Annotated in this window: 12 protein-coding genes; 6 read left to right on the forward strand and 6 right to left on the reverse strand. The window is 64.3% G+C overall.

Annotation, left to right across the window (positions count from 1 at the left end; genetic code table 11):
* Nucleotides 1-33: 33 nt before the first annotated feature.
* Nucleotides 34-3,072, reverse strand: a complete 3,039-nt coding sequence (locus GTP23_RS12450) for a response regulator (protein ID WP_229256059.1) — start codon at nt 3,070-3,072, stop codon at nt 34-36.
* Between the two features lie 69 nt (nt 3,073-3,141).
* Nucleotides 3,142-4,281: a glycerate kinase gene (locus GTP23_RS12455; protein WP_161035406.1), complete on the reverse strand. Its 1,140-nt coding sequence runs from the start codon at nt 4,279-4,281 to the stop codon at nt 3,142-3,144.
* A 314-nt stretch (nt 4,282-4,595) separates the two neighbouring features.
* Here GTP23_RS12455 and bcaP point away from each other — a divergent pair, with 314 nt between their 5' ends.
* From bcaP to GTP23_RS12485, 6 genes are all read left to right on the forward strand, one after another.
* Complete coding sequence (gene bcaP, locus GTP23_RS12460) at nt 4,596-5,987, forward strand: branched-chain amino acid transporter BcaP (protein WP_161035407.1); 1,392 nt, start codon at nt 4,596-4,598, stop codon at nt 5,985-5,987.
* Between the two features lie 102 nt (nt 5,988-6,089).
* On the forward strand, nt 6,090-7,172 hold the full coding sequence (locus GTP23_RS12465; protein ID WP_161035408.1) for a GNAT family N-acetyltransferase: 1,083 nt from the start codon (nt 6,090-6,092) through the stop codon (nt 7,170-7,172).
* A 193-nt stretch (nt 7,173-7,365) separates the two neighbouring features.
* The gene (locus tag GTP23_RS12470; RefSeq protein ID WP_161035409.1) at nt 7,366-7,725 is read left to right on the forward strand and encodes a flagellar protein FlaG; all 360 of its coding nucleotides are present in this window, start codon (nt 7,366-7,368) and stop codon (nt 7,723-7,725) included.
* Between the two features lie 491 nt (nt 7,726-8,216).
* Nucleotides 8,217-9,296 (forward strand): HD-GYP domain-containing protein, encoded by a 1,080-nt coding sequence (locus GTP23_RS12475; protein WP_161035410.1) that lies wholly within the window; start codon nt 8,217-8,219, stop codon nt 9,294-9,296.
* A 31-nt stretch (nt 9,297-9,327) separates the two neighbouring features.
* Nucleotides 9,328-10,485 carry an FIST signal transduction protein gene (locus GTP23_RS12480; RefSeq protein ID WP_161035411.1) on the forward strand — a complete coding sequence of 386 codons (1,158 nt, stop codon included), beginning with the start codon at nt 9,328-9,330 and terminating at the stop codon, nt 10,483-10,485.
* 36 nt (nt 10,486-10,521) lie between these two features.
* A complete protein-coding gene (locus GTP23_RS12485; RefSeq protein WP_161035412.1) occupies nt 10,522-13,620 on the forward strand; it encodes a response regulator in 3,099 nt (1,032 codons plus the stop codon).
* Between the two features lie 16 nt (nt 13,621-13,636).
* On the opposite strand, the gene GTP23_RS12490 is transcribed toward GTP23_RS12485, so the two are convergent.
* Genes GTP23_RS12490 through GTP23_RS12505 form a run of 4 tightly spaced genes read right to left on the reverse strand, consistent with a single transcriptional unit; the run spans nt 13,637 to nt 19,575 of the window.
* Nucleotides 13,637-14,947: a TolC family protein gene (locus GTP23_RS12490; protein ID WP_161035413.1), complete on the reverse strand. Its 1,311-nt coding sequence runs from the start codon at nt 14,945-14,947 to the stop codon at nt 13,637-13,639.
* On the reverse strand, nt 14,944-15,264 hold the full coding sequence (locus GTP23_RS12495; RefSeq protein ID WP_161035414.1) for a DUF3240 family protein: 321 nt from the start codon (nt 15,262-15,264) through the stop codon (nt 14,944-14,946). The genes GTP23_RS12490 and GTP23_RS12495 overlap by 4 nt, the downstream gene beginning before the upstream one ends.
* The gene (locus GTP23_RS12500; RefSeq protein ID WP_161035613.1) at nt 15,254-18,343 is read right to left on the reverse strand and encodes an efflux RND transporter permease subunit; all 3,090 of its coding nucleotides are present in this window, start codon (nt 18,341-18,343) and stop codon (nt 15,254-15,256) included. The genes GTP23_RS12495 and GTP23_RS12500 overlap by 11 nt, the downstream gene beginning before the upstream one ends.
* Complete coding sequence (locus tag GTP23_RS12505; RefSeq protein ID WP_161035415.1) at nt 18,343-19,575, reverse strand: efflux RND transporter periplasmic adaptor subunit; 1,233 nt, start codon at nt 19,573-19,575, stop codon at nt 18,343-18,345. The genes GTP23_RS12500 and GTP23_RS12505 overlap by 1 nt, the downstream gene beginning before the upstream one ends.
* Between the last annotated feature and the right edge of the window lie 23 nt (nt 19,576-19,598).

A 19,598-nucleotide genomic window follows, 5' to 3' on the forward strand; every position in this document is an offset into this window, starting at 1 on the left:
GTTCAGGTGCTGCCCTGCACGGGCAGCACCTCCTCAGGCCGCAGGCAGGTGACGCAGAATGGTACTCATCATCTGTTCCACATCGAGCGGCTTGCCGATAAAGTCATCCATGCCGGCTGCCACGCACTGTTCGCGTTCGGAAGCCATCACCCCGGCCGTCATCGCCAGCACGGGCAGGTGCAAACGTAACTCGCGCCGGATCGCACGGGTCGCCGTGTAACCATCCATTTTCGGCATCTGCACATCCATCAGAATCAGATCGAAGCTGTGGCCGCTACGCAGCAGTTCGAGCGCTTCTTCGCCATTGCCGGCCACCGTGACCTGTGCACCGGCCTGCTCCAGTATGCCTTTGGCCACCGCCTGATTGATCAGATTATCTTCCGCCAGCAGCAGGCGCACACCGGCGAGCAGTTGGGGCGGGGCCGGCGTGCTGACCACCTCGGCCGTTGCCGGCGCCAGTGCCGTCTGCACGGCGTCGAACAGGCTGGAGGCCGTAACCGGCTTGGTGAGGAATTCGGGTGCGTCCCCATCGCTCATTTCCTGCGTCAGCTTGCTGCGGCCGAAGGCATTCACCATGCAGATCAGAGGCACGGCAAACTCCTGCCGCACGGCGCCTATCAGCTCCGGCCCCGCCATGTCGGGCAGCTGCCAGTCCACCAGCACCACATCGAAGCGCACGCCGCTGCACAGGTGGGCCAGCGCTTCGGAACCGCTGCCCACGCTGACACTGCTCCAGCCCCATGCGGCCAGCGTCATTTCCAGATAGGCCAGACTGGTGGGATTGTCATCGACCAGCAGCAGATGGCGCGGGTAGGCCGAGCGGTTGGGGCCGCTCTGGGCCGACAGCTGGAATGGCAGCGTGAACTGGAAAGTGCTGCCCTGACCGGGCTTGCTCTGCACGGCCACGCCGCCACCGAGCAATTCGATCAGGCCTTTGGAGATGGTCAGGCCCAGCCCCGTGCCGCCGTAACGCCGCGTGGTCGACAGATCGCCCTGCACAAACGGCGAGAACAGGCGTGCCAGCTGTTCATCCGTCATGCCTATGCCGGTATCGCGCACGGTGAAGCGCAGTTGCACGGTGGCACCCGGCACTTCGGCGCGCTCGACCAGCACGGCCACTTCGCCCTGCTCGGTGAATTTGATGGCATTGCCTGTCAGGTTGACCAGTATCTGCTGCAGGCGCAGGGCATCGCCTATAAGGGCGCGCGGCACATCGGGCGCGACGCCCAGACACAGCTCCAGATTGCGTTCGCCCACATTGATACTCATGATGCTGGCCAGTGCATGCAGCACTTCATCGAGATCGAACGGCGCCGGATAGACTTCGATCTTGCCCGCGCTCATTTTGGAGAAATCCAGAATATCGTTCAGGATGCCCAGCAGCGACTGGCCCGAAGCCCGTATCATTTCCAGATAGCGGCTCTGTTCCGGCGTCAGTCCCGTCGTTGCCAGCAGATGGGCCATGCCCAGTACGGCATTCATCGGCGTGCGCAGCTCGTGACTCATATTGGCCACGAATACATCCTTGGCGGCGCTGGCAATCTGGGCCTGCTCCATGGCCTGACGCAGCTCGCGCTCGGCGCGCTTGCGCTCCGTCACATCGCGCACGATACCGACAAACAGATGCTGGCCTTCGACAAACAGGGCGCGGATCGACAACTCCAGCACAAACGTATGGCCGTTCTTGTGCAGGCCCTGCAGCTCGATGTTGTTGCGTCCCACCACCGTGGGCACGAAGCCGGCCAGATAGCGCGCCACGCCGGCCTGATGGGCCGCGCGCATGGGCTCGGGCATGAGCATGGTCAGCTCCTGCCCCACTACCTCGTCCGCGCTATAGCCAAAGATGCTGCTGGCGGCGCGGTTGAACGACGCGATGCGGCCATCGGCCGTCATGGTGATGATGCCGTCACCGACGTTATCGATCACGGTACGGGTACGGGTTTCCCGGTCCACTGCGGCGCGGCGGGCCAGCTGCAATTCGTGGGTGCGGGCCTCGATGGCGCTTTCCAGCTGGTGGCGATAATGCTGTAGTTCGGCCTCGACTGACTGCAGCGTCTGCATGGCTTCATCGGCTTCGCGGAATTGCGGCTTGAGCACCAGCTGCTGCAGCTGGCCGCCTTTGCCGAGCGCGCTGGCAGCGACCGACAGAGCCCGCACGGAATGCTCTATCCTGCGCGCGAAATACCACGCACCAGTAATTCCCAGCGCGAGCAGCACCACCACACCGAGACTGATCCAGCGTATCGACTCCAGCATTTCCGCCATCACCGTACTGCGCGGCACGCCTATCACCACCGCCCAGCCCGACATCTGCGAATGGCTGTACATGGAATACACGGGTGTGCCTTCCAGCGTGGTGGTGCGGATGGCGGCTTCGCCCTTGTCGGCCATGCCGGCCAGCAGCGAAGGTGAACCGTATTTGCCGACAAATTTCTCCGGCTGGTGCGAGCGCGCCACGATCACGCCGTGGCGGTCGAAGATGCCGGCCACACGGCCTTCCGGCAAATGCTGCTCGCTCAGTATTTTGCCCAGCCGTTCAGGCAGAAACGCCACCGACAGCACATACAGCACCTTGCCCTGGCGTTGCACCGGCACGTGTACGGCGACCAGCGGACGCTGCAGAGCACCACCGATGAACACGTCGGAAATCACCGTGCGCCCCGTCTCGAACACCTTGTTGATACGTTCGAAGCTGCCCGGATCGGTCAGCCGGCTGCCGTAAGGCCTTACCGTGTTGAGCAACTGCACTGACTGGCGATCGCTGAGCACAAAATTCAGGCCGGGGAACTCGGGCCGCAGCGCCTTGCTGGCCAGCTGGTAGAACGCGGCCAGATCGCCGCGATCCAGACTGGGATCGTGCGACAGCGCCATGGCCATGGTGATGCCAGTGTTGAGATCACGGTCCACCGCCTGCGCCAGTGCGCGCGCCGTGATCAGCGACTCGAGCTGGATCTGGTCGCGTTCGCGCTCATAGAAATTATTCGCCAGTAGCGCCAGACCGATCAGCGCCGGCACGACGCAAGCCCACACCAGCGCATAGATCTGCGCCCGTATCGTCGGCAGTGGCTGCATTGCGGCGTCACTCATATAGGCAAAAAATATTTTCGTTTCAACAAATCTAGCACATCCTCCCCGCGCGTACTACAGCGCCTGCCCCAGCTTCAGCAAGGCCGCCACATTGCGGGCTGCCAGTTGCAGATTCTGCCTCGCATCGGCCAGCGCCTGCGCCACCGTGCACGGACGGCTCACCGCCGCCACGCTGGCCGCTATGCCATGCAGGTACACCTGCTCGACACCGCTACCCAGACAGCCGCCGATAGCGATCACCGGCTTGCCATACTGGCGGGCCAGACGCGCCACGCCTACCGGCGTTTTGCCATGCACGCTCTGGCCGTCGATGCGGCCTTCGCCCGTCAGCACCAGATCGGCACTGGCGATCGCCTCGGCCAGCCCCGCCGCCTGCGCCACGATCTCTACCCCGGGCCGCATGCGGCCACGCAGGAACACCAGCATGGCAGCAGCGATGCCGCCCCCTGCGCCGGCACCGGGCAGCTGCGCCACCTGCTGGCCGAACTGGCTTGCCAGCACATCGGCATACCGCTGCAGCGCTGCGTCCAGCTGCTGCACCTGCGCCGGACTGGCGCCTTTCTGCGGGCCGAACACGGCGGAAGCGCCAGCCGGGCCCACCAGCGGATTATCGACGTCGCAGGCGATCTGGAAACTGCATTCGGCCAGCCGCGCATCGAACTGCGCCAGGTCGATGGTTGCCAGCTGCGCTAGCGCGGCGCCGCCGGCAGCCAGTTCCTGTCCGTCGCCATCGCGCAGACGGGCACCCAGCGCCTGCAGCATGCCGGCTCCGCCATCATTGGTGGCGCTGCCGCCCACGCCGAGGATGAAGCGGCGCGCGCCCGCATCGAGCGCAGCACGGATCAGCTGGCCCGTGCCGTAGGTACTGGCGTGCAGCGCGTCGCGCTGTTCCGGCGTCAGCAACTCCAGTCCGCTGGCGGCGGCCATTTCGATCACGGCCGTCTGGCCGTCGCCCATCAGGCCGTAGAAAGCCGTGACCGGCTGCCCCAGCGGGCCGGCCACCTGGCACACGATGCGCTGGCCGCCGCTGGCATCGATCAGGGCCTGCACCGTGCCTTCGCCGCCGTCCGCCATGGGCAGCTTGCAGTAGTCGGCATGCGGATAGATCTGGCGGAAGCCCGCTTCAATTTCGCTAGCCACCTCCAGCGCAGACAGGCTTTCTTTGAACGAATCGGGCGCAATAACAATTTTCATGGTGGGCAGCGTTGCTAGCGAACGACAGTCCGTGCGCGGCTTGCTGAAGGGCGCCCACGCGGGGCCGGCGTCGCCGTTACCGCTGTTTTGCCCGCCAAAAGCGCATGACTGCGTTCCGGTTAAAGCACATATCCTACCAAAAGGAACTGGACTGTGGCGTACTTGCGACGCTGGGCAACATCACTGGTCGATATATCATCGTTGTATAGACAGCCACTTCCCTCCGCGCCCGCTTTTCTGCTGTATGATCTGCCGTTGCCCATGCCCACAAGGCTGCGACGGGCAAGGAACCATTACAAAAAGACTGGAGTCACATGAGCCTATTTCGCACCAAGAATCTCGACGAGATGATTGCCCATAGCCGCAAACCTAGCGGTCTGGCAAAAGTTCTCGGTCCATTCGATCTGATCCTGATGGGTATCGGCGCCATTGTCGGCACCGGCATCTTTGTACTGACCGGTACCGGCGCTGTCACCGCTGGCCCGGCACTGACGCTGTCCTTCATCGTCGCCGCCATCGCCTGCGGCTTTGCGGCGCTCTGTTATGCAGAATTCGCCTCCACCGTGCCGGTGGCTGGCTCCATCTACACCTACACCTATGCCACGCTGGGCGAACTGGCCGCGTGGATGATAGGCTGGGACCTGCTGCTGGAATACGGTCTGGCCACGTCGGCCGTATCGGTAGGCTGGTCCGGCTACTTCCAGTCGCTGATTGCCGGTTTCGGCCTGCACCTGCCGGTCGAACTGACGGCCGCACCGGGCGCCCTGCCCGGCGTGACCACCTATATCAACCTGCCGGCCCTGTGCATCATGCTGGTGCTGACGGCCATGCTGGGCTGGGGTGTGCGCGAATCGGCCCGCCTCAACAACATCATGGTGGCCATCAAGGTCGGCGTGGTACTGCTGTTCATACTGGTAGGCGCCCGCCACGTCGAGCCGGCCAACTGGCAGCCCTTCATGCCGTTCGGCTACCACGGCATGCTGACCGCTTCGGCGCTGGTGTTCTTCGCCTTCATCGGCTTCGACGCCGTGACCTCGGCCGCCGAGGAAGTCAAACGTCCCGAGCGCGATCTGCCTATCGGCATCATCGGTTCGCTGGCGGCCTGTACCGTGCTGTATGTGATCGTGTCGGCCATCATGACCGGCATCGTGCCTTACCAGCAGTTCCTCGGCATCGACCACCCGGTTTCGCTGGCACTCAAGCACGCCGGCGAAAACTGGTTTGCCGGCTTCGTCGATCTGGGCGCCATTCTGGGCATGACCACGGTGATTCTGGTGATGGCTTACGGCCAGACCCGCATCATCTTCGCCATGTCGCGCGACGGCCTGCTGCCGCAACGCCTGTCGCATGTACACCCGCGCCTGAAAACCCCGTTCTTCGCCACCTGGCTGGTCGGCATCATCTTCGGCCTGATCGCTGCCGTCGTGCCGCTGAATGTGCTGACCGAACTGATCAACATCGGTACCCTGGCTGCCTTCAGTCTGGTTTCCGTGGCCGTGATCATCATGCGCAAAAAACGCCCTGACCTGAAGCGCGCTTTCCGCTGCCCGGGCGTGCCTGTGGTGCCGGCACTGGCCGTGGCCTTCTGCGTCATGCTGATGGTCTACCTGAGCGCCTTCACCTGGGTGGCTTTCGGTGTATGGCTGCTACTCGGTCTGGTGGTGTACTTCGGCTATGCCCGCAAGCACTCGCTGCTGAACAAATAAGCTTCATGGCCGGTGCCCGCACCGGCCTGCTGGAACGCAGCGCCACGCGCTTCGATCTAGCGCAAACGGCGGCAAGGCCAGATATGCGAATGTCTGGCCACCATGCCCTCTTCCCTCTTCTACTTCCGCAATCTCGACCAGCAGACTGGCGACGCTCAAATGCGCGCGCAGTGGCAGCAGCTGGCGGCTACCAGCAATAGTTGCGAAGCCATCTATCAGACCCCCGCCTTCGCCGACTTCCTCAGCGCCTGCGCCACGCCGCACCAGCGCTTCCACCTGTATGGCGCATACACGGCCGGCCACCAGCCGCTGGGCCTGATACCGCTGCTGCACACGGGGCTGGCCACTGGCGCCGCCCGCCGCCAGCGCCAGCAGCTGGTGCTGCTGGGCAGCAGCCCCCTGCTGCCACCGGACGGGGACCTGCTCGAGGCGCTGCATGCTTTTCTGCTGGCCGAGTTCCCTCGTGTGCAGGCGCTGGTGTACCGCGCCCTGCCGCAAGACCATGCCATCAGCCAGCATCTACTTCAGACCCGCTCGCAGCTGATGCTTGCGCTGCACGGCTGGCGCGGCTGCCACAGCATGGCACTGCCCTCCAGCTACACCGAATATCTGGAGCGGCTGGGCAGCAAACGGCGCTACAACCTGAAACGCCAGCAGCGCCAGCTGGCCGATGCGGCAGGCGGCGCGCTGACGCTACAGGTGATCCGTAGTCCGGCCGACGTGGCGGCACTGGAACAAGGCTTGCAACAATGCTGCCCGCCCGCACGGCGGCTGCAACTGTGGGATGCAGAGGAAATGCAGGCGCTGGCGCGATTCGGCCTGCTGCTGTGCTTCCGCGTCGATGCCGGCACGCAGTGCTGCGGCGTGCTACTGGGCCTGCAAAGTGGCGGCGTCTACCACCTGTTCAACATCCTGCCGGCACCGGCCTGGCAGGCGCTCTCGGCCGGCACCAGCATCTTGCAGCTGGCACTGGCCTATCTGTGCGCTGCGGACGGCGGCCACTGCCGGCGGCTGGAATTCGGCTACGGCCAGCCGGGCCACAATTACCAGTCCAGTAATGCCGTCAGTCTGCGCAGCCATGTGCTGCTGTTGCGCGCCAGTCCGGCCAACCGCTTATACCGGCTCTGGCATGGTGTGCGCAGCAGCCTGCTGCAGGCTGTGCGCCGGACCATGCGGCCACGCTAACAGCTTGATTTTCAATAAATATTTCCCGCGCGCCACATTAAAAAAGTATGAAAAAAACCTGTGCTGCAGCCTCTTCTACCCTTCAATTTTTTTTCCAGTTGCCGTTATCCATAACAGAAGCGGTAGAAAAACAGCTGCACCCCAGATACGGTGCCGCCAGCCGCATGGCCACACTTTATAGAAAGAGCACGCGATGAACCTCACTTCCATTACTAGCCCGAACGGTCAGACCAGGACGAGCGATGTCAAGGCAGCCGAGCCATCCCACGCCTCTGCTCAGGCCGCTCCTGCCGAAAACACGCCGCCCGCCAGCGCCGCCCCGGTCACGCTGGATAAAAATCAGCTGAAGAACTCGGTCGATGCGATCAACCGCTACCTCAAGGACAACAGCGAGGTGCAATTCAGTATCGACGATAGTAGCGGCGCTTCCGTGATCAAGGTGGTGGATACGGAAACCAAGAAAATCCTGCGCCAGTTCCCGTCGCAGCAAGCACTCGACATCAGCAAGGATTTGCAGAGCAAGACCGGGCTGCTGCTGAAGGGCGAAGCCTGAGTTGCCCGGCCCGCTTTGCCTTTGCGATATAGCGAAAGCCTCGGGCATTTGGCATTGATAACGGTGCGGACTCAGCATGTAAGCGCCGTTGTACAAATTATTGAGCCTACACGCCTCACTGCCGGATACTAACTTTAATCCCGCCCACCTATGCCCACTACGGCACCGCTGACTATCGCAGTCAGTGGCGGGCCGTAAGGTCCCCAGTCGAAACAGCAACAGGGACGAGGCTATCTGGAAGCTAGCGGCTACAGCTATCTGGCCATAGACCATAGTGGCCAGCCCCATCAGGCGGTGCGCCACCAGACGCCCTAGATCAAGATTGGCAGACTTCCGGCGCGGGGCGGCGCGGCGCTTTACTGTACCGGCACGCAACACTGGCGTGCGCCGCCCGCCTATATTTCCTGCAGCCATTGCTTATTTAGAGGCCACCATCTATATTCGTGGTGCAACAAGGTAGTTTGGCCGTCTTTTTACTTTTGTCTGGACCTATGAAGCTTTCCGTTGTCATTGTCGATGATTCGGAGATTAACCTCTCCCTGTTCAAGAATTTCGTTGCACGCATCGACGGACTGGACCCGCTTTGCTTCAGCGTCTCGGCCGACGCCTTGAACTGGTGCGAACAACATGGTGCCGACATCGTCATCGTCGACTACATGATGCCGGCACCGGATGGCATCGAGGTGGTCAAGCGCATCGCCCGCATGCCGCATATGCGCGATGTACCCGTCATCATGATTACCGCCAACGACCAGAAACAGGTGCGCGTGGCGGCGCTGGAATCGGGTGCGACCGATTTCCTCAACAAGCCGGTCGACAAGAGCGAATTCATCGCCCGTATCCGCAACATGGCCACCATGCGACGCAGCCAGCGCCTGCTGAGCGACCGGGCCGCCCTGCTGGCCGAAGAAGTGGCGCAGGCCACCCGTGCCATCATCGAACGCGAGCGCGATACCATCGTGCGCCTGAGCCGCGCGGCCGAATACCGCGATCCCGAAACGGGCAACCACATCCTGCGCATGGCCCACATCGCCAAGCTGGTAGGCGCGCAGATGGGCCTGAGTGCCGCAGACCAAACCCTGCTGCTGGAAGCGGCACCCATGCACGACATCGGCAAAGTGGGCATCCCCGATCACATCCTGCTCAAGCCGGGACGGCTCAATCCGGACGAGTTCTTCATCATGAAGCAGCATGCAGAAATCGGCTACGCCATCCTCAGCAACAGCCCTTCGCCTATCCTTGATGCGGCTGCCGAAATCGCCCTGTGCCACCACGAAAAATTCGACGGCAGCGGCTATCCGCGTGGCCTGCGCGGCAAGGAAATTCCCCTGTTCAGCCGCATCGTCGCCGTCTCCGACGTGTTCGATGCGCTGACCTCGGCCCGCCCTTACAAGCGGGCTTGGGAACTCGATCGTGCGCGTGAATTCCTGATCGAGAACAGCGGCAACCATTTCGATCCCGACTGCGTCGATGCCTTCCTCAAGGTGTGGGACGAAGTGCTGCGCGTACGCGAGCAGATAGGCATAGACCACTGCGACAGCAACGACCTCACTGAACCCAGCCATCCCTAGCCCAGCCACCCCTAGCCCAGCGAGTCCCGTCATGCAGATCCAGCAAGCCAGCTTCAAACCGGGCGACGATGTCGCCGCCGCGCTCGCACCGCTGAGCGCCATCGCGCCGCAGCTGGTGCTGGTATTCGCCGCGCCGCAATTCTTTACGGATAAGGACGGCGCCACCCGGCTGGCTGGCCAGCTGCAGGCCGCGTTTCCTGCGGCGCAGCTGATAGGCTGCTCCACGGCCGGCGAAATCAACGGCGCCTGCGTGCAGGAAGATAGTGCCGTCGTCACCGCCGTGCACTTCGAGCATGCGCATGTGCTGGCCGCTGCCACCGAACTGACCAGCATGGAAGCATCATATGCGGCCGGCCAGAAAGTAGGCAAGGCGCTGGCTCATCCCGAGCTGCGCGGCGTGCTGGTGTTTGCACCGGGCGTAGCCGTCAACGGCAGCGCGCTGGTGGCCGGCATGACGGCAGCGCTGGGCTCCAGTCTGCCCATCATGGGCGGTCTGGCAGGCGACAATGGCGCATTCCAGCAGACCTGGACCATAGGCACGGACGGCATTTCCCCGCGCGCCGTGGTGGCCGTGGGACTGACCGGCGCCCAGCTACAGATAGGCCATGGCTTCTTCGGTGGCTGGCGCGCCTTCGGTCCGGCACGCTGCGTCACGCGCTGCGAAGGCAATCTGCTGTACGAACTCGATAACGAACCGGCGCTGGAAGTGTACAAGCGCTATCTGGGCGACTATGCGCGCGACCTGCCGGCTTCGGGCCTGCTGTTCCCGTTCGAGATGCTGGGCGACGATCTGTCCGAAGTGGGCCTGATCCGCACCATCCTCGGCATAGACGAAGCCAATGGTTCGCTGCTGCTGGCGGGCGCCATCCATCAGGGCGGCTTCCTGCGCCTGATGCAGGCTTCCACCGATGCCCTGATCGACGGCGCCGAAGTGGCAGCCGAGAAAACCGTGGGCATGCAGCAGCCGGCCACGCCCCATCTGGCATTGCTGGTGTCCTGCGTAGGCCGCAAGCTGGTGATGGGCGACCGGGTGGAGGAAGAAATCGAGGCTGTTACGGCCAAGCTGGGCCAGCAGGCCTGTGCTACCGGCTTCTATTCGTATGGCGAGATAACGCCGTTCGCGCCCGGCGTGGCCTGCGAAGTGCATAACCAGACCATGACCATTACCACCATCAGCGAAAGCGTATAAGCACGGGCCGGCAACGGCCATCAGGGGAGCCTAGCATTGCAGCATAAGACATTCCTGCGCCAGTTGAAGCGCACCACGGGCATCGAGGACAGCCAGCAGCTGCAAGCGTTTCTGGACGCTGCGCATGCGCTGGGTGGCAATTCCGAGCTGCCCGAAAGTGTGCGCCGTGGCCTGCAAGGGATGGGTGAACTGTTCGAGCGCGTGGTGCGCACCTACGAACAGTATGACCGCGACCTCGACCTGCGCACCCGCAGCCTGGAACTGAGCTCGCGCGAACTGACCGAAGCCAATACCCGCCAGCGCCAGGAACTGGCCAGACGGGAAAGCGCGATAGCCCTGCTGCGCGAAACTGCCCAGGCGCTGCAGGATGATCCGGCCGGTGCCGATGGCCGCAGCGGTGACCTGTACGACGTGGTAGAACTGATTAACGAACTGGTACAGCAGCGCCGCGCCGGCGAGCAGGCTTTGCGTCAGGCCCAGCGCGCGCTGGAAAACCAGAAGTTCGCGATGGACCAGCATGCCATCATCAGCATCACCGACCCGAATGGCTGCATCACCTATGCCAACGAACGCTTCTGCAGCGTGTCCGGCTACACCCGCGACGAACTGATAGGCTCCAATCACCGCCTGATCAACTCGACCTACCACCCGAAAGAATTCTTCGCCAATATGTGGGCGACCATACGTTCGGGCCGGGTGTGGGACAACCAGGTCTGCAACCGCGCCAAGGACGGTAGCCTGTACTGGGTACACGCCACCATCGTGCCCTTCCTCGACGAGAACGGCGAACCCTATCAGTATGTCGCCATCCGTACCGACATCACGGCCCACCATGCACTGATGCAGCGCCTGCAGGAACAGCTGCACTTCGTGGAAGAACTGTTCGAAGCCATCCCGCTACCCGTCTACGTGAAAGACGCACAGCGGCGCTACCAGCAGGTCAACCCCGCGTTCGAGCAGTTCTTCAACGTCAAGCGTACCGACATTCTGGGCAAGACGGTGTACGACCTGCTGACGCCGGAAGGCGCCGCCATGCACGACGGCTACGATAGCCGCCTGTTCGCCGGCGAGCCGCTGCAAAGCTTCGAAGCCCTGATCCCCACTGCCGACGGGCGCCAGCGCGAGGGCATCTACCAGAAGGCCCTGCTGACCCGCCCCGATGGCGAAGTGGCAGGACTGGTGGGCACCATCGCCGACATCACCGAGCGCAAAAACCTCGAACGCGAAGCCTTGCTGGCCAAGGAAGCGGCCGAAGCCGCCACCCGCGCCAAGAGCGACTTCCTGGCCAATATGAGCCACGAGATCCGCACGCCCATGAACAGCATCCTGGGCATGACGGAACTGGCGCTCGATACCAACCTCACGCCCGAACAGCGCGAATATCTGACCATCAGCAAATCGTCTACCGAAGCGCTGCTGACCATCATTAACGACATCCTCGATTTCTCCAAGATCGAAGCGGGCAAGCTGAAAATCGATGAGACCCGCTTCGACCTGCAGGACATGGTGGGCAATACCCTCAAGGTGCTGGCCGAGCAGGAGAACAGCAAGCGGCTGGAGTTCGGCTGCTATATCGCGCCCGACGTGCCGGCGTTCGTGGTGGGCGACGGCGGCCGTCTGCGCCAGATTCTGATGAACCTGGTGGGCAATGCCATCAAGTTCACCCGTCAGGGCGAAGTGATCGTACGGGTCGAGCTGGCCGAGCGTGGCGACGACCACGGCACGCTGCACTTCTCCGTGCGCGATAGCGGCATCGGCATCCCGGCGGCCAAGCAGCAGGCCATCTTCGAAGCGTTCGAACAGGCCGACACCTCGACCACGCGCCACTATGGCGGCACGGGTCTGGGCCTGACCATCTCCAGCTATCTGGTGTCGCTGATGGGCGGGCGCATCTGGGTCAACAGCGTGGAAGGCGTCGGCAGCACCTTCCATTTCACCGCGCAGTTCCGCTGCCCCGGCAACGATACGCCGCCACGCCTGTCCAGCCGCCTCGGTGCGCTGACGGACCAGCACGTGCTGCTGGTGGTGGGCAACGACAGCTGCCGCCAGATTCTGGCCGACACGCTGGTGCAGTGGCAGGTGCGCGTCACGGCCGTGGCCAGTGGCGCGGCGGCGCTGCAGCTACTGCGCCAGCCGGATAGCCGTTATGCCTGCGTGCTGCTGGACGCGCTGCTGCACGATCAGCATAGCGCCGAGACAGCGGCCGCCATCAACGCCCTGCCATCCGGGCTGCGTGTGCCGATCGTGGTGATGGCGCCCACGGCCAGCCTTGGTAGCGAGCGCTGGAAGGAAGTCAGCGTCAGCAACATCATCACCAAACCGGTGCTGCAGGGCGATCTGGCCAATGCCCTGCTGCTGGCCATGGGGGCTGCACCGCTGCAGCCGCTGGAACCGGCCAGCCAGAGCGCCGCACCGACGGAACCGCGCCCGCTGGCACCGCTCGACATCCTGCTGGTTGAAGACCATCCATCCAACCAGCGCCTTGCCATCACCCTGCTGGAACGCTGGGGCAACCGCATCACGCTGGCGCAGGATGGCCGCGAAGCCCTCGACAAGCTGGCCAGCCAGCGCTTCGATCTGGTGCTGATGGATATGCAGATGCCCGTCATCGACGGGCTGGAAGCAACCCGTATGTTCCGCGCTGCGGAACAGGGCCCGCGCACCCCTATCATCGCCATGACGGCCAATGCCATGCAGGGCGACAAGGAACGCTGTCTGGCGGCCGGCATGGATGGTTATCTGACCAAACCGTTCAAGCGCGACCAGTTGCGCGCCGTACTGGAGCTTTACCATCCGCGCCCCAACGAAGCGGCCAGCTTCGACTACGCAAAAGCGCTGCGCGAAACCGAACAGGAAGTGCTGGAAATCGTCGGCGAACAGGCGCTGGAGATCTTCCCGCAGGATTTCGCTGCACTGCGCACTGCCGTCGCTGCCGGCGACCATGCAACCATTACCCGTATGGCCCACTCGATCAAGGGCAATGCCGCCATCTTCTATGCCCAGCCGCTGGCAGACATGGCCAACCAGATCGAACAGGGCCTGGCCGGCAGCCAGCTGGAACCCCGCATAGACGCCATGGAAAAGGAATTCATGCTGCTGGCGCAGGCGCTGCGCAGCACGCTCGGCCTGCACTAGGCTGGCGCAGGCCGCGCTAGCGGTGTTTCGGCTCGTCGATGGACCAGATTTCGTGCGCATCAAGCCGCACTCTGGCCTCGGCCTGCAAGGCATCGACTTGCGCGCTCTGGGCCGCCAGCAGTGCTTCCAGTGCCAGCCGGCGCCCTGTCAGCGCTTCGGCCAGCGGCAGTTCACCCGCCTGATAGGCACGCAGCATCAGCGCTGCCTGTTCCTGCGCCTGCTGTGCCACCTGGTCCAGCGTCTGCCACACTGCCACGCTGCGCACGCCTTCGGTGGCGGCGCGGCGCGCATCGGCAGCAACCTTGCGCTGCACCAGTGCCAGCCGTTCCCGCGCCATGCCGGCGCGCGCCACGGCAGCATCACGTTCGGCCGAACGGGCGGCGCCGCCCAGCGGAATCGAAATCGACAGGCCCAGCAAGCGCTCCTGGCCATCGCGTTCGCGCACGGCGCGCAGCGCCAGCGTGGGGTCGGGCATGCGCTCGCTGTCCTGCCGCTGGGCGCGCAGCTGCGCCAGTGCGGCGCCGGCTTCGGCCAGTTCCACTTCATGGTTGTCGTCGAGGATGCGGGCCTGCAGGGTGTCTATCGATGCGGCACCGAATTCCGGCACGGGCAGCTCGCTCGCCTGCGGCTCCGGCAGGCCGCGGTAATTGAGCTGCAGCTGGCCCAGCACCTGTTCCAGCCGCAGGCGTGCTTGCTGCAGCTGCGCGCTGACTCTGCCCTGTTCGGCCTGCGCCTGCAGCAGATCGAGGCGGGCCGCATCGCCAGCCTTGACGCGCTTTTCCACCATGGCGACCAGCTGCTGCGCCACCTGCAGCTGCTCCTGCCAGCGCGCCACCGCCACCTGTTCGCGCAAGGCCTCGAACCAGTCCGCCAGCAAAGTCCGTCCCGCTTCATGCCAGGTATCGGCCCGCTGGGTGGCCGCCAGCGCCACCGTCTGGGCACCTATGGCGGCATCCTTGCCCGCCTTGCCGAACCAGCGCACGGTGCGTTCCAGCCCCAGTTCCTGTTCCTGATAGCGCTCGCCACCAACGATATTGCGCTGGCTATGGCCAGCCCGCAGCGTCCATTCATACTGGCCGGCGGCCAGCTTCTTCTGATCGGCCCTTGCCAGATCGCTTTCCAGCGCGCTGGCGCGCAGCTGCGGCAATTCGGCCAGCGTCTGGCGCACCATCGCGTCGGGCGGCAGCAGGCCCAGTGCGCTGGCCTGCACTGCGCCGGCTAGTACCAGCTGCAAGCCCAGCCCCAGTCCCAGCCCCAACCCTTGCCACAAGCGCGCCGCCGGTTTCAGCCTGCATCGCGCAGGCAGTGTTGCCATCATTCCTTTCATGCCAGTCTCCCGAATTCCGTCAGTGGCTGCAGCCAGTAGCTCACTTCACTACTGGGTATCTGCGCGGCCAGCGCCGCCAGCAGCTGGCGCAATGATTCCTCTTGTCCCGCAATCGCAACCTGCTTGCTGCGGCGCCGTCCCTGCACCTGCTCCATGGTGCTGCTCAGGCGCATGCCGCGTCCCATGCCATGGGCGTCCGTCACGGTGTAGCCGCCCGCCCATTGCGGATGGTCGAGCAGAAAATCGAGCACATCGTCTTCCAGTGCCGCTGGCAGGGTCAGTGTCAGCAGTGTGTCAAATCGTGGTTCAGGCTTCATGGCCAGCTCCTGCAGTCTGGGTGGCCGGCGCCACGCCGAAGCGCCGGTATAGTATCGGTAACAGGATCAGCGTCAGCAGCGTCGCGCTGAGCAGACCGCCTATCACCACAATCGCCAGCGGCTTCTGGATTTCCGAGCCGGGGCCCGTTGCCAGCAGCAGCGGCACCAGCCCCAGCGCCGTAATCGACGCCGTCATCAGCACGGGACGCAGGCGGCGCTGGGCGCCCTGCTGCACTACCTGTGCCAGCGCCATGCCGCGCGCTGCCAGCTGGTTAAAGCAGGTGATCATCACCAGCCCATTGAGCACGGCGATACCCATCAGGGCGATAAAGCCTACCGAAGCGGGCACCGACAGGAACTCGCCGCAGGCGGCCAGCGCCACTACGCCGCCTATCAGCGCAAACGGAATATTGACGAACACCAGCGCCGCCTGCCGTACGCTGTGCAAGGTGCTGAACAGCAGCAGGAAGATCAGGGCCAGTGCTACCGGCACCACCACGGCCAGCCGTGCCGCCGCGCGCTGCTGGTTTTCGAACTGGCCGCCCCAGGCCATGCGATAACCGGATGGCAGCTTGACGCTGCTGGCGATACGGGCTTTAGCTTCTTCCACAAAGCCCACCAGATCGCGACCGTGCACATTGGCGCGCACCACCACCATGCGGCTGCCGTTCTCGCGTTCTACCTTGACGGGACCATCGACCTGCTGCAAGCGGGCCAGCTGCGACAATGGAATCGCGCTGCCATCGGCCAGCGGCAGCCGCAACTGGGCGAAGCGCTCCGGCGCCAGCCGCAAGCCTTCCGCGCCGCGCAGCAGCAGTGGCAGGCGGCGTCCGCCCTCCACCACCACACCGGCAATCCGTCCTTCGATCAGCGTGCGCAGATCGGCCTGTACCTGCTCCACGTTCAGACCCAGCCGGCCGGCAGCCAGCCGGTCCACTTCCACCTGCAGATACTGCACGCCTTCGTTTTTCACCGTCAGCACATCCTCGCTGCCGCTGATGGCCTGTACCTGGTGCACGATCTGGCTGGCCAGCGCATCGAGCTGCTCGGTGTCCGGCCCATACACTTTGATGGCCACATCGCCACGCACGCCGGACAGCATTTCCGAAGTACGCATTTCGATAGGCTGGGTAAAGCTCAGATTGATGCCGGGGAAGCTGGCCGTGGCCTTGCGCAGCGCATCCATCAGCTCTTCCTTGTTACGGCTCTGCCACTGCTCGCGCGGTTTCAGCACCATGAAGGTGTCCGTCTCGTTCAAGCCCATGGGATCGAGGCCCAGTTCATCGGAGCCGGCCCGCGCCACGATGCGCAGCACATCGGGCACTTCGGCCAGTATGGCGCGCTGGATTTCGCCATCCAGCCGGGCCGATTCGGCCAGACTGACGGAAGGCAGCTTCTCGATCTGCATGATGATGTCGCCCTCGTCCAGCGTGGGCATAAACGATTTACCCACCACCATGAACAGCCCGACGGCCACCAGCAGCGCAGCTCCTGCCGCCGCCAGCACCTGCTTCTCCGCCGCCATGGCGCGTTGCAGCCAGCGTGCATACACCTGTTCCAGATAGGCCACCAGCCTTGGCGTGGCATGCTGGTGGCTACCCATCAGCAGCGACGCCAGTACCGGAATCACTGTCAGCGAACACAATAGCGACGCGCCCAGTGCAAAGATAATCGTCAGCGCCACCGGCGCAAACAGCTTGCCTTCCAGTCCCTGCAGCGATAGCAGGGGCAGGAACACGATCATGATCACCACCATGCCGGCCGTTACCGGCAGCGCCACTTCGCGCACCGCCCGGTAGATCACGTGCAGCCGCGCCATGCCGCGCGCGCTGCCGTCACCATGGGCTTCGATATTTTCCACCACCACCACCGCCGCATCGACCAGCATGCCGATGGCAATGGCCAGTCCGCCCAGCGACATCAGATTGGCGCTCAGGCCGTAACTCTGCATCAGCACAAAAGTCCCCAGCGCGGCCAGCGGCAGGATGCAGGCCACCACCAGCGCCGAGCGTACATTGCCAAGAAAAACATACAGCAGGACCACCACCAGCACGGTGGCTTCGGCCAGCGCCTTGACCACCGTATTGACGGCGCGCGCCACCAGATTGCCGCGGTCATAGAAAGGGCTGATGGTGGTGCCCTTGGGCAGCGTGGGTGCCAGCTCGGCCAGCCGGCTGCGCACCTGTTCCAGCACCTGCTGGGCATTGGCGCCACGCATGGCCAGCACCAGCCCTTCCACCGCTTCGCCGGCGCCATTCTGCGTGACTGCGCCATAGCGCGTCAGCTGGCCTTCATGCACGCTGGCCACCTGCCCCAGTGTGACGACCTGGCCTTCCGTGCTGCGCACCACGATGGCACGCACATCATCGAAAGTCCGTACGCTGCCATCGCTGCGGATCAGCAGCGACTCCTCTCCATCACTGAGCCGCCCTGCGCCATCGCTGCGGTTATTCATTTCCAGTGCCTGCTGGAGCTGGGTCAGCGAAATCCGCCGCGCGGCCAGGGCCGCCAGATCGGGCACCACTTCAAAACTGCGCACCAGCCCACCCAGCGCATTCACGTCGGCCACACCGGCGATGTTGCGCAACTGCGGCCGGATCACCCAGTCCAGCAGGCTGCGCTTCTCCATCTGGCTGAGCGGCCCCTCGATGGTGAACATAAAAATTTCGCCCAGTGGCGTGGTGATAGGCGCCAGCCCGCCGCTGACGGCCGGTGGCAGATCCTTCATCACGCCGGACAGCCGTTCACTGACCTGCTGGCGGGCCCAGAACACATCCGTGCCTTCCTCGAAATCCAGCGTGATATCGGCTATCGCGTATTTCGACTGGGAGCGCAACATCACCTGCCTCGGTATGCCCAGCAGCTCCTGCTCGATAGGTGCGACGATGCGGTTCTCCACTTCGCCCGGCGTCATGCCGGGCGCCTTCATGATGATTTTTACCTGCGTGCTCGATACATCGGGGAAGGCATCGATAGGCAGACCGCGGAAGGCACGCACACCGGCCGCCATCAGCAGCACGGTCAGCACCAGCACCAGCAGCCGCTGGGCCAGCGACATGGCAATCAGACGGGCCAGCATCATTTGGCTCCGGCGCTGGCAGCCGCACTGCCAGCCGCGCTACCGGCTGTAGCCGCAGCCGGAGCGGCGGCCTCATTGCCCAGTCCTGCCCAGCTTCCCTTGAGCACGACCAGTCCCTTGACGGCGACCGCGTCGCCGGCCGCCACCTTGCCGCTGACGCGCACCAGATCGGCACCGGCCTGCACGGCCTGCACCGGCGTGGCCATGAAGCCGCCGGCGTTCTGCACGAAGACAAAGGTGTCGGCACCGCGCCGCACCAACGCTGCCGCCGGCACAAGCACGCCTTGTGCCGGTGCGCCAGCAGTCTTGCTGCCAGGCGCCATGCGCGCTTCGACATAGGCATTGAGTTTCAGGCAATCGCCACTGCCCATCTGTTCGGCCCGTACGGGCACGCTCTGGTTGGCCGTATTCACGGCACTGCCCACGGCAATCACGCGCGCACTGCCGCAACCCTGCACCTGCAGCACTTCCCCCACCCGCAGACGCTCGGCCTGGGCACGGCTGGCCTGCAGCTCTATCCAGAGCGCACCGCTGCGGCTGATGCGCGCTACTGGCATGCCTGCTTCCAGCCGGGCACCCGGTTCGGCCACCAGTTCCAGCACCGTACCGGCGCGCGGCGCGCGCAGCACCAGCTCCGGGGTCAGCGCACGGCTGCGCAGCAGCGCTTCGATGGCACGGCTATCCCAGCCGCCGGCCCGCAGCGCCTGCGCCCGTTCGTCGGCAGCCAGACGGGCCAGCATGGCCGCGCTGCGGCTCTCTTCCAGCCGTGCGGCGGCGATGATGCCATCCGCATGCAGTGCCGTGTCGCGCTGGGCCCGCGCATCGGCCAGCGCGGCCTGCGTGGCGGCCTGCAGATAATCGCGCTGCACTTCCAGCCAGGCCTGGCTATGCATGGTCAGCAGCGGCGCGCCTTGACGTACCGTCTGCAGACTGCTGGCATGCAGCTGCTGCACCACGCCGGCGTAAGCAGTACTGGCCACGGCCAGCAAAGCCGGTGGCGCTACCACCGTGCCGGCCAGTGCCAGATCGTTGGCGCCAGCATGGGCGGCGGTTGCACTGTCCGCCGCCACGGCCACCGCAGTGCCGATGCCGCTACGGCCACGCTCGGCCGCGCTGATGCGGATCTGCTGGGCTGACTGGGGCTGCTGAGGCTCGGCCAGCGCCGCCAGCGGGCCCAACACCATAGTAGGCAGCAGAATTGCCGTAAAGACACTCTTACGCGATAATTTCATGCAAAATGAGGTGGTTTTCATAG

The sequence above is a fragment of the Duganella fentianensis genome (assembly GCF_009857835.1).
GTDB lineage: Bacteria > Pseudomonadota > Gammaproteobacteria > Burkholderiales > Burkholderiaceae_D > Rugamonas > Rugamonas fentianensis.

What these genes read in the sequence shown, in the direction of transcription:
- GTP23_RS12450 (WP_229256059.1), bottom strand. Translation starts at nt 3,072, where the DNA reads ATGCAGCCACTGCCGACGATACGGGCGCAGATCTATGCGCTGGTGTGG.
- GTP23_RS12455 (WP_161035406.1), bottom strand. Translation starts at nt 4,281, where the DNA reads ATGAAAATTGTTATTGCGCCCGATTCGTTCAAAGAAAGCCTGTCTGCG.
- bcaP (WP_161035407.1), top strand. Translation starts at nt 4,596, where the DNA reads ATGAGCCTATTTCGCACCAAGAATCTCGACGAGATGATTGCCCATAGC.
- GTP23_RS12465 (WP_161035408.1), top strand. Translation starts at nt 6,090, where the DNA reads ATGCCCTCTTCCCTCTTCTACTTCCGCAATCTCGACCAGCAGACTGGC.
- GTP23_RS12470 (WP_161035409.1), top strand. Translation starts at nt 7,366, where the DNA reads ATGAACCTCACTTCCATTACTAGCCCGAACGGTCAGACCAGGACGAGC.
- GTP23_RS12475 (WP_161035410.1), top strand. Translation starts at nt 8,217, where the DNA reads ATGAAGCTTTCCGTTGTCATTGTCGATGATTCGGAGATTAACCTCTCC.
- GTP23_RS12480 (WP_161035411.1), top strand. Translation starts at nt 9,328, where the DNA reads ATGCAGATCCAGCAAGCCAGCTTCAAACCGGGCGACGATGTCGCCGCC.
- GTP23_RS12490 (WP_161035413.1), bottom strand. Translation starts at nt 14,947, where the DNA reads ATGAAAGGAATGATGGCAACACTGCCTGCGCGATGCAGGCTGAAACCG.
- GTP23_RS12495 (WP_161035414.1), bottom strand. Translation starts at nt 15,264, where the DNA reads ATGAAGCCTGAACCACGATTTGACACACTGCTGACACTGACCCTGCCA.
- GTP23_RS12500 (WP_161035613.1), bottom strand. Translation starts at nt 18,343, where the DNA reads ATGCTGGCCCGTCTGATTGCCATGTCGCTGGCCCAGCGGCTGCTGGTG.
- GTP23_RS12505 (WP_161035415.1), bottom strand. Translation starts at nt 19,575, where the DNA reads ATGAAATTATCGCGTAAGAGTGTCTTTACGGCAATTCTGCTGCCTACT.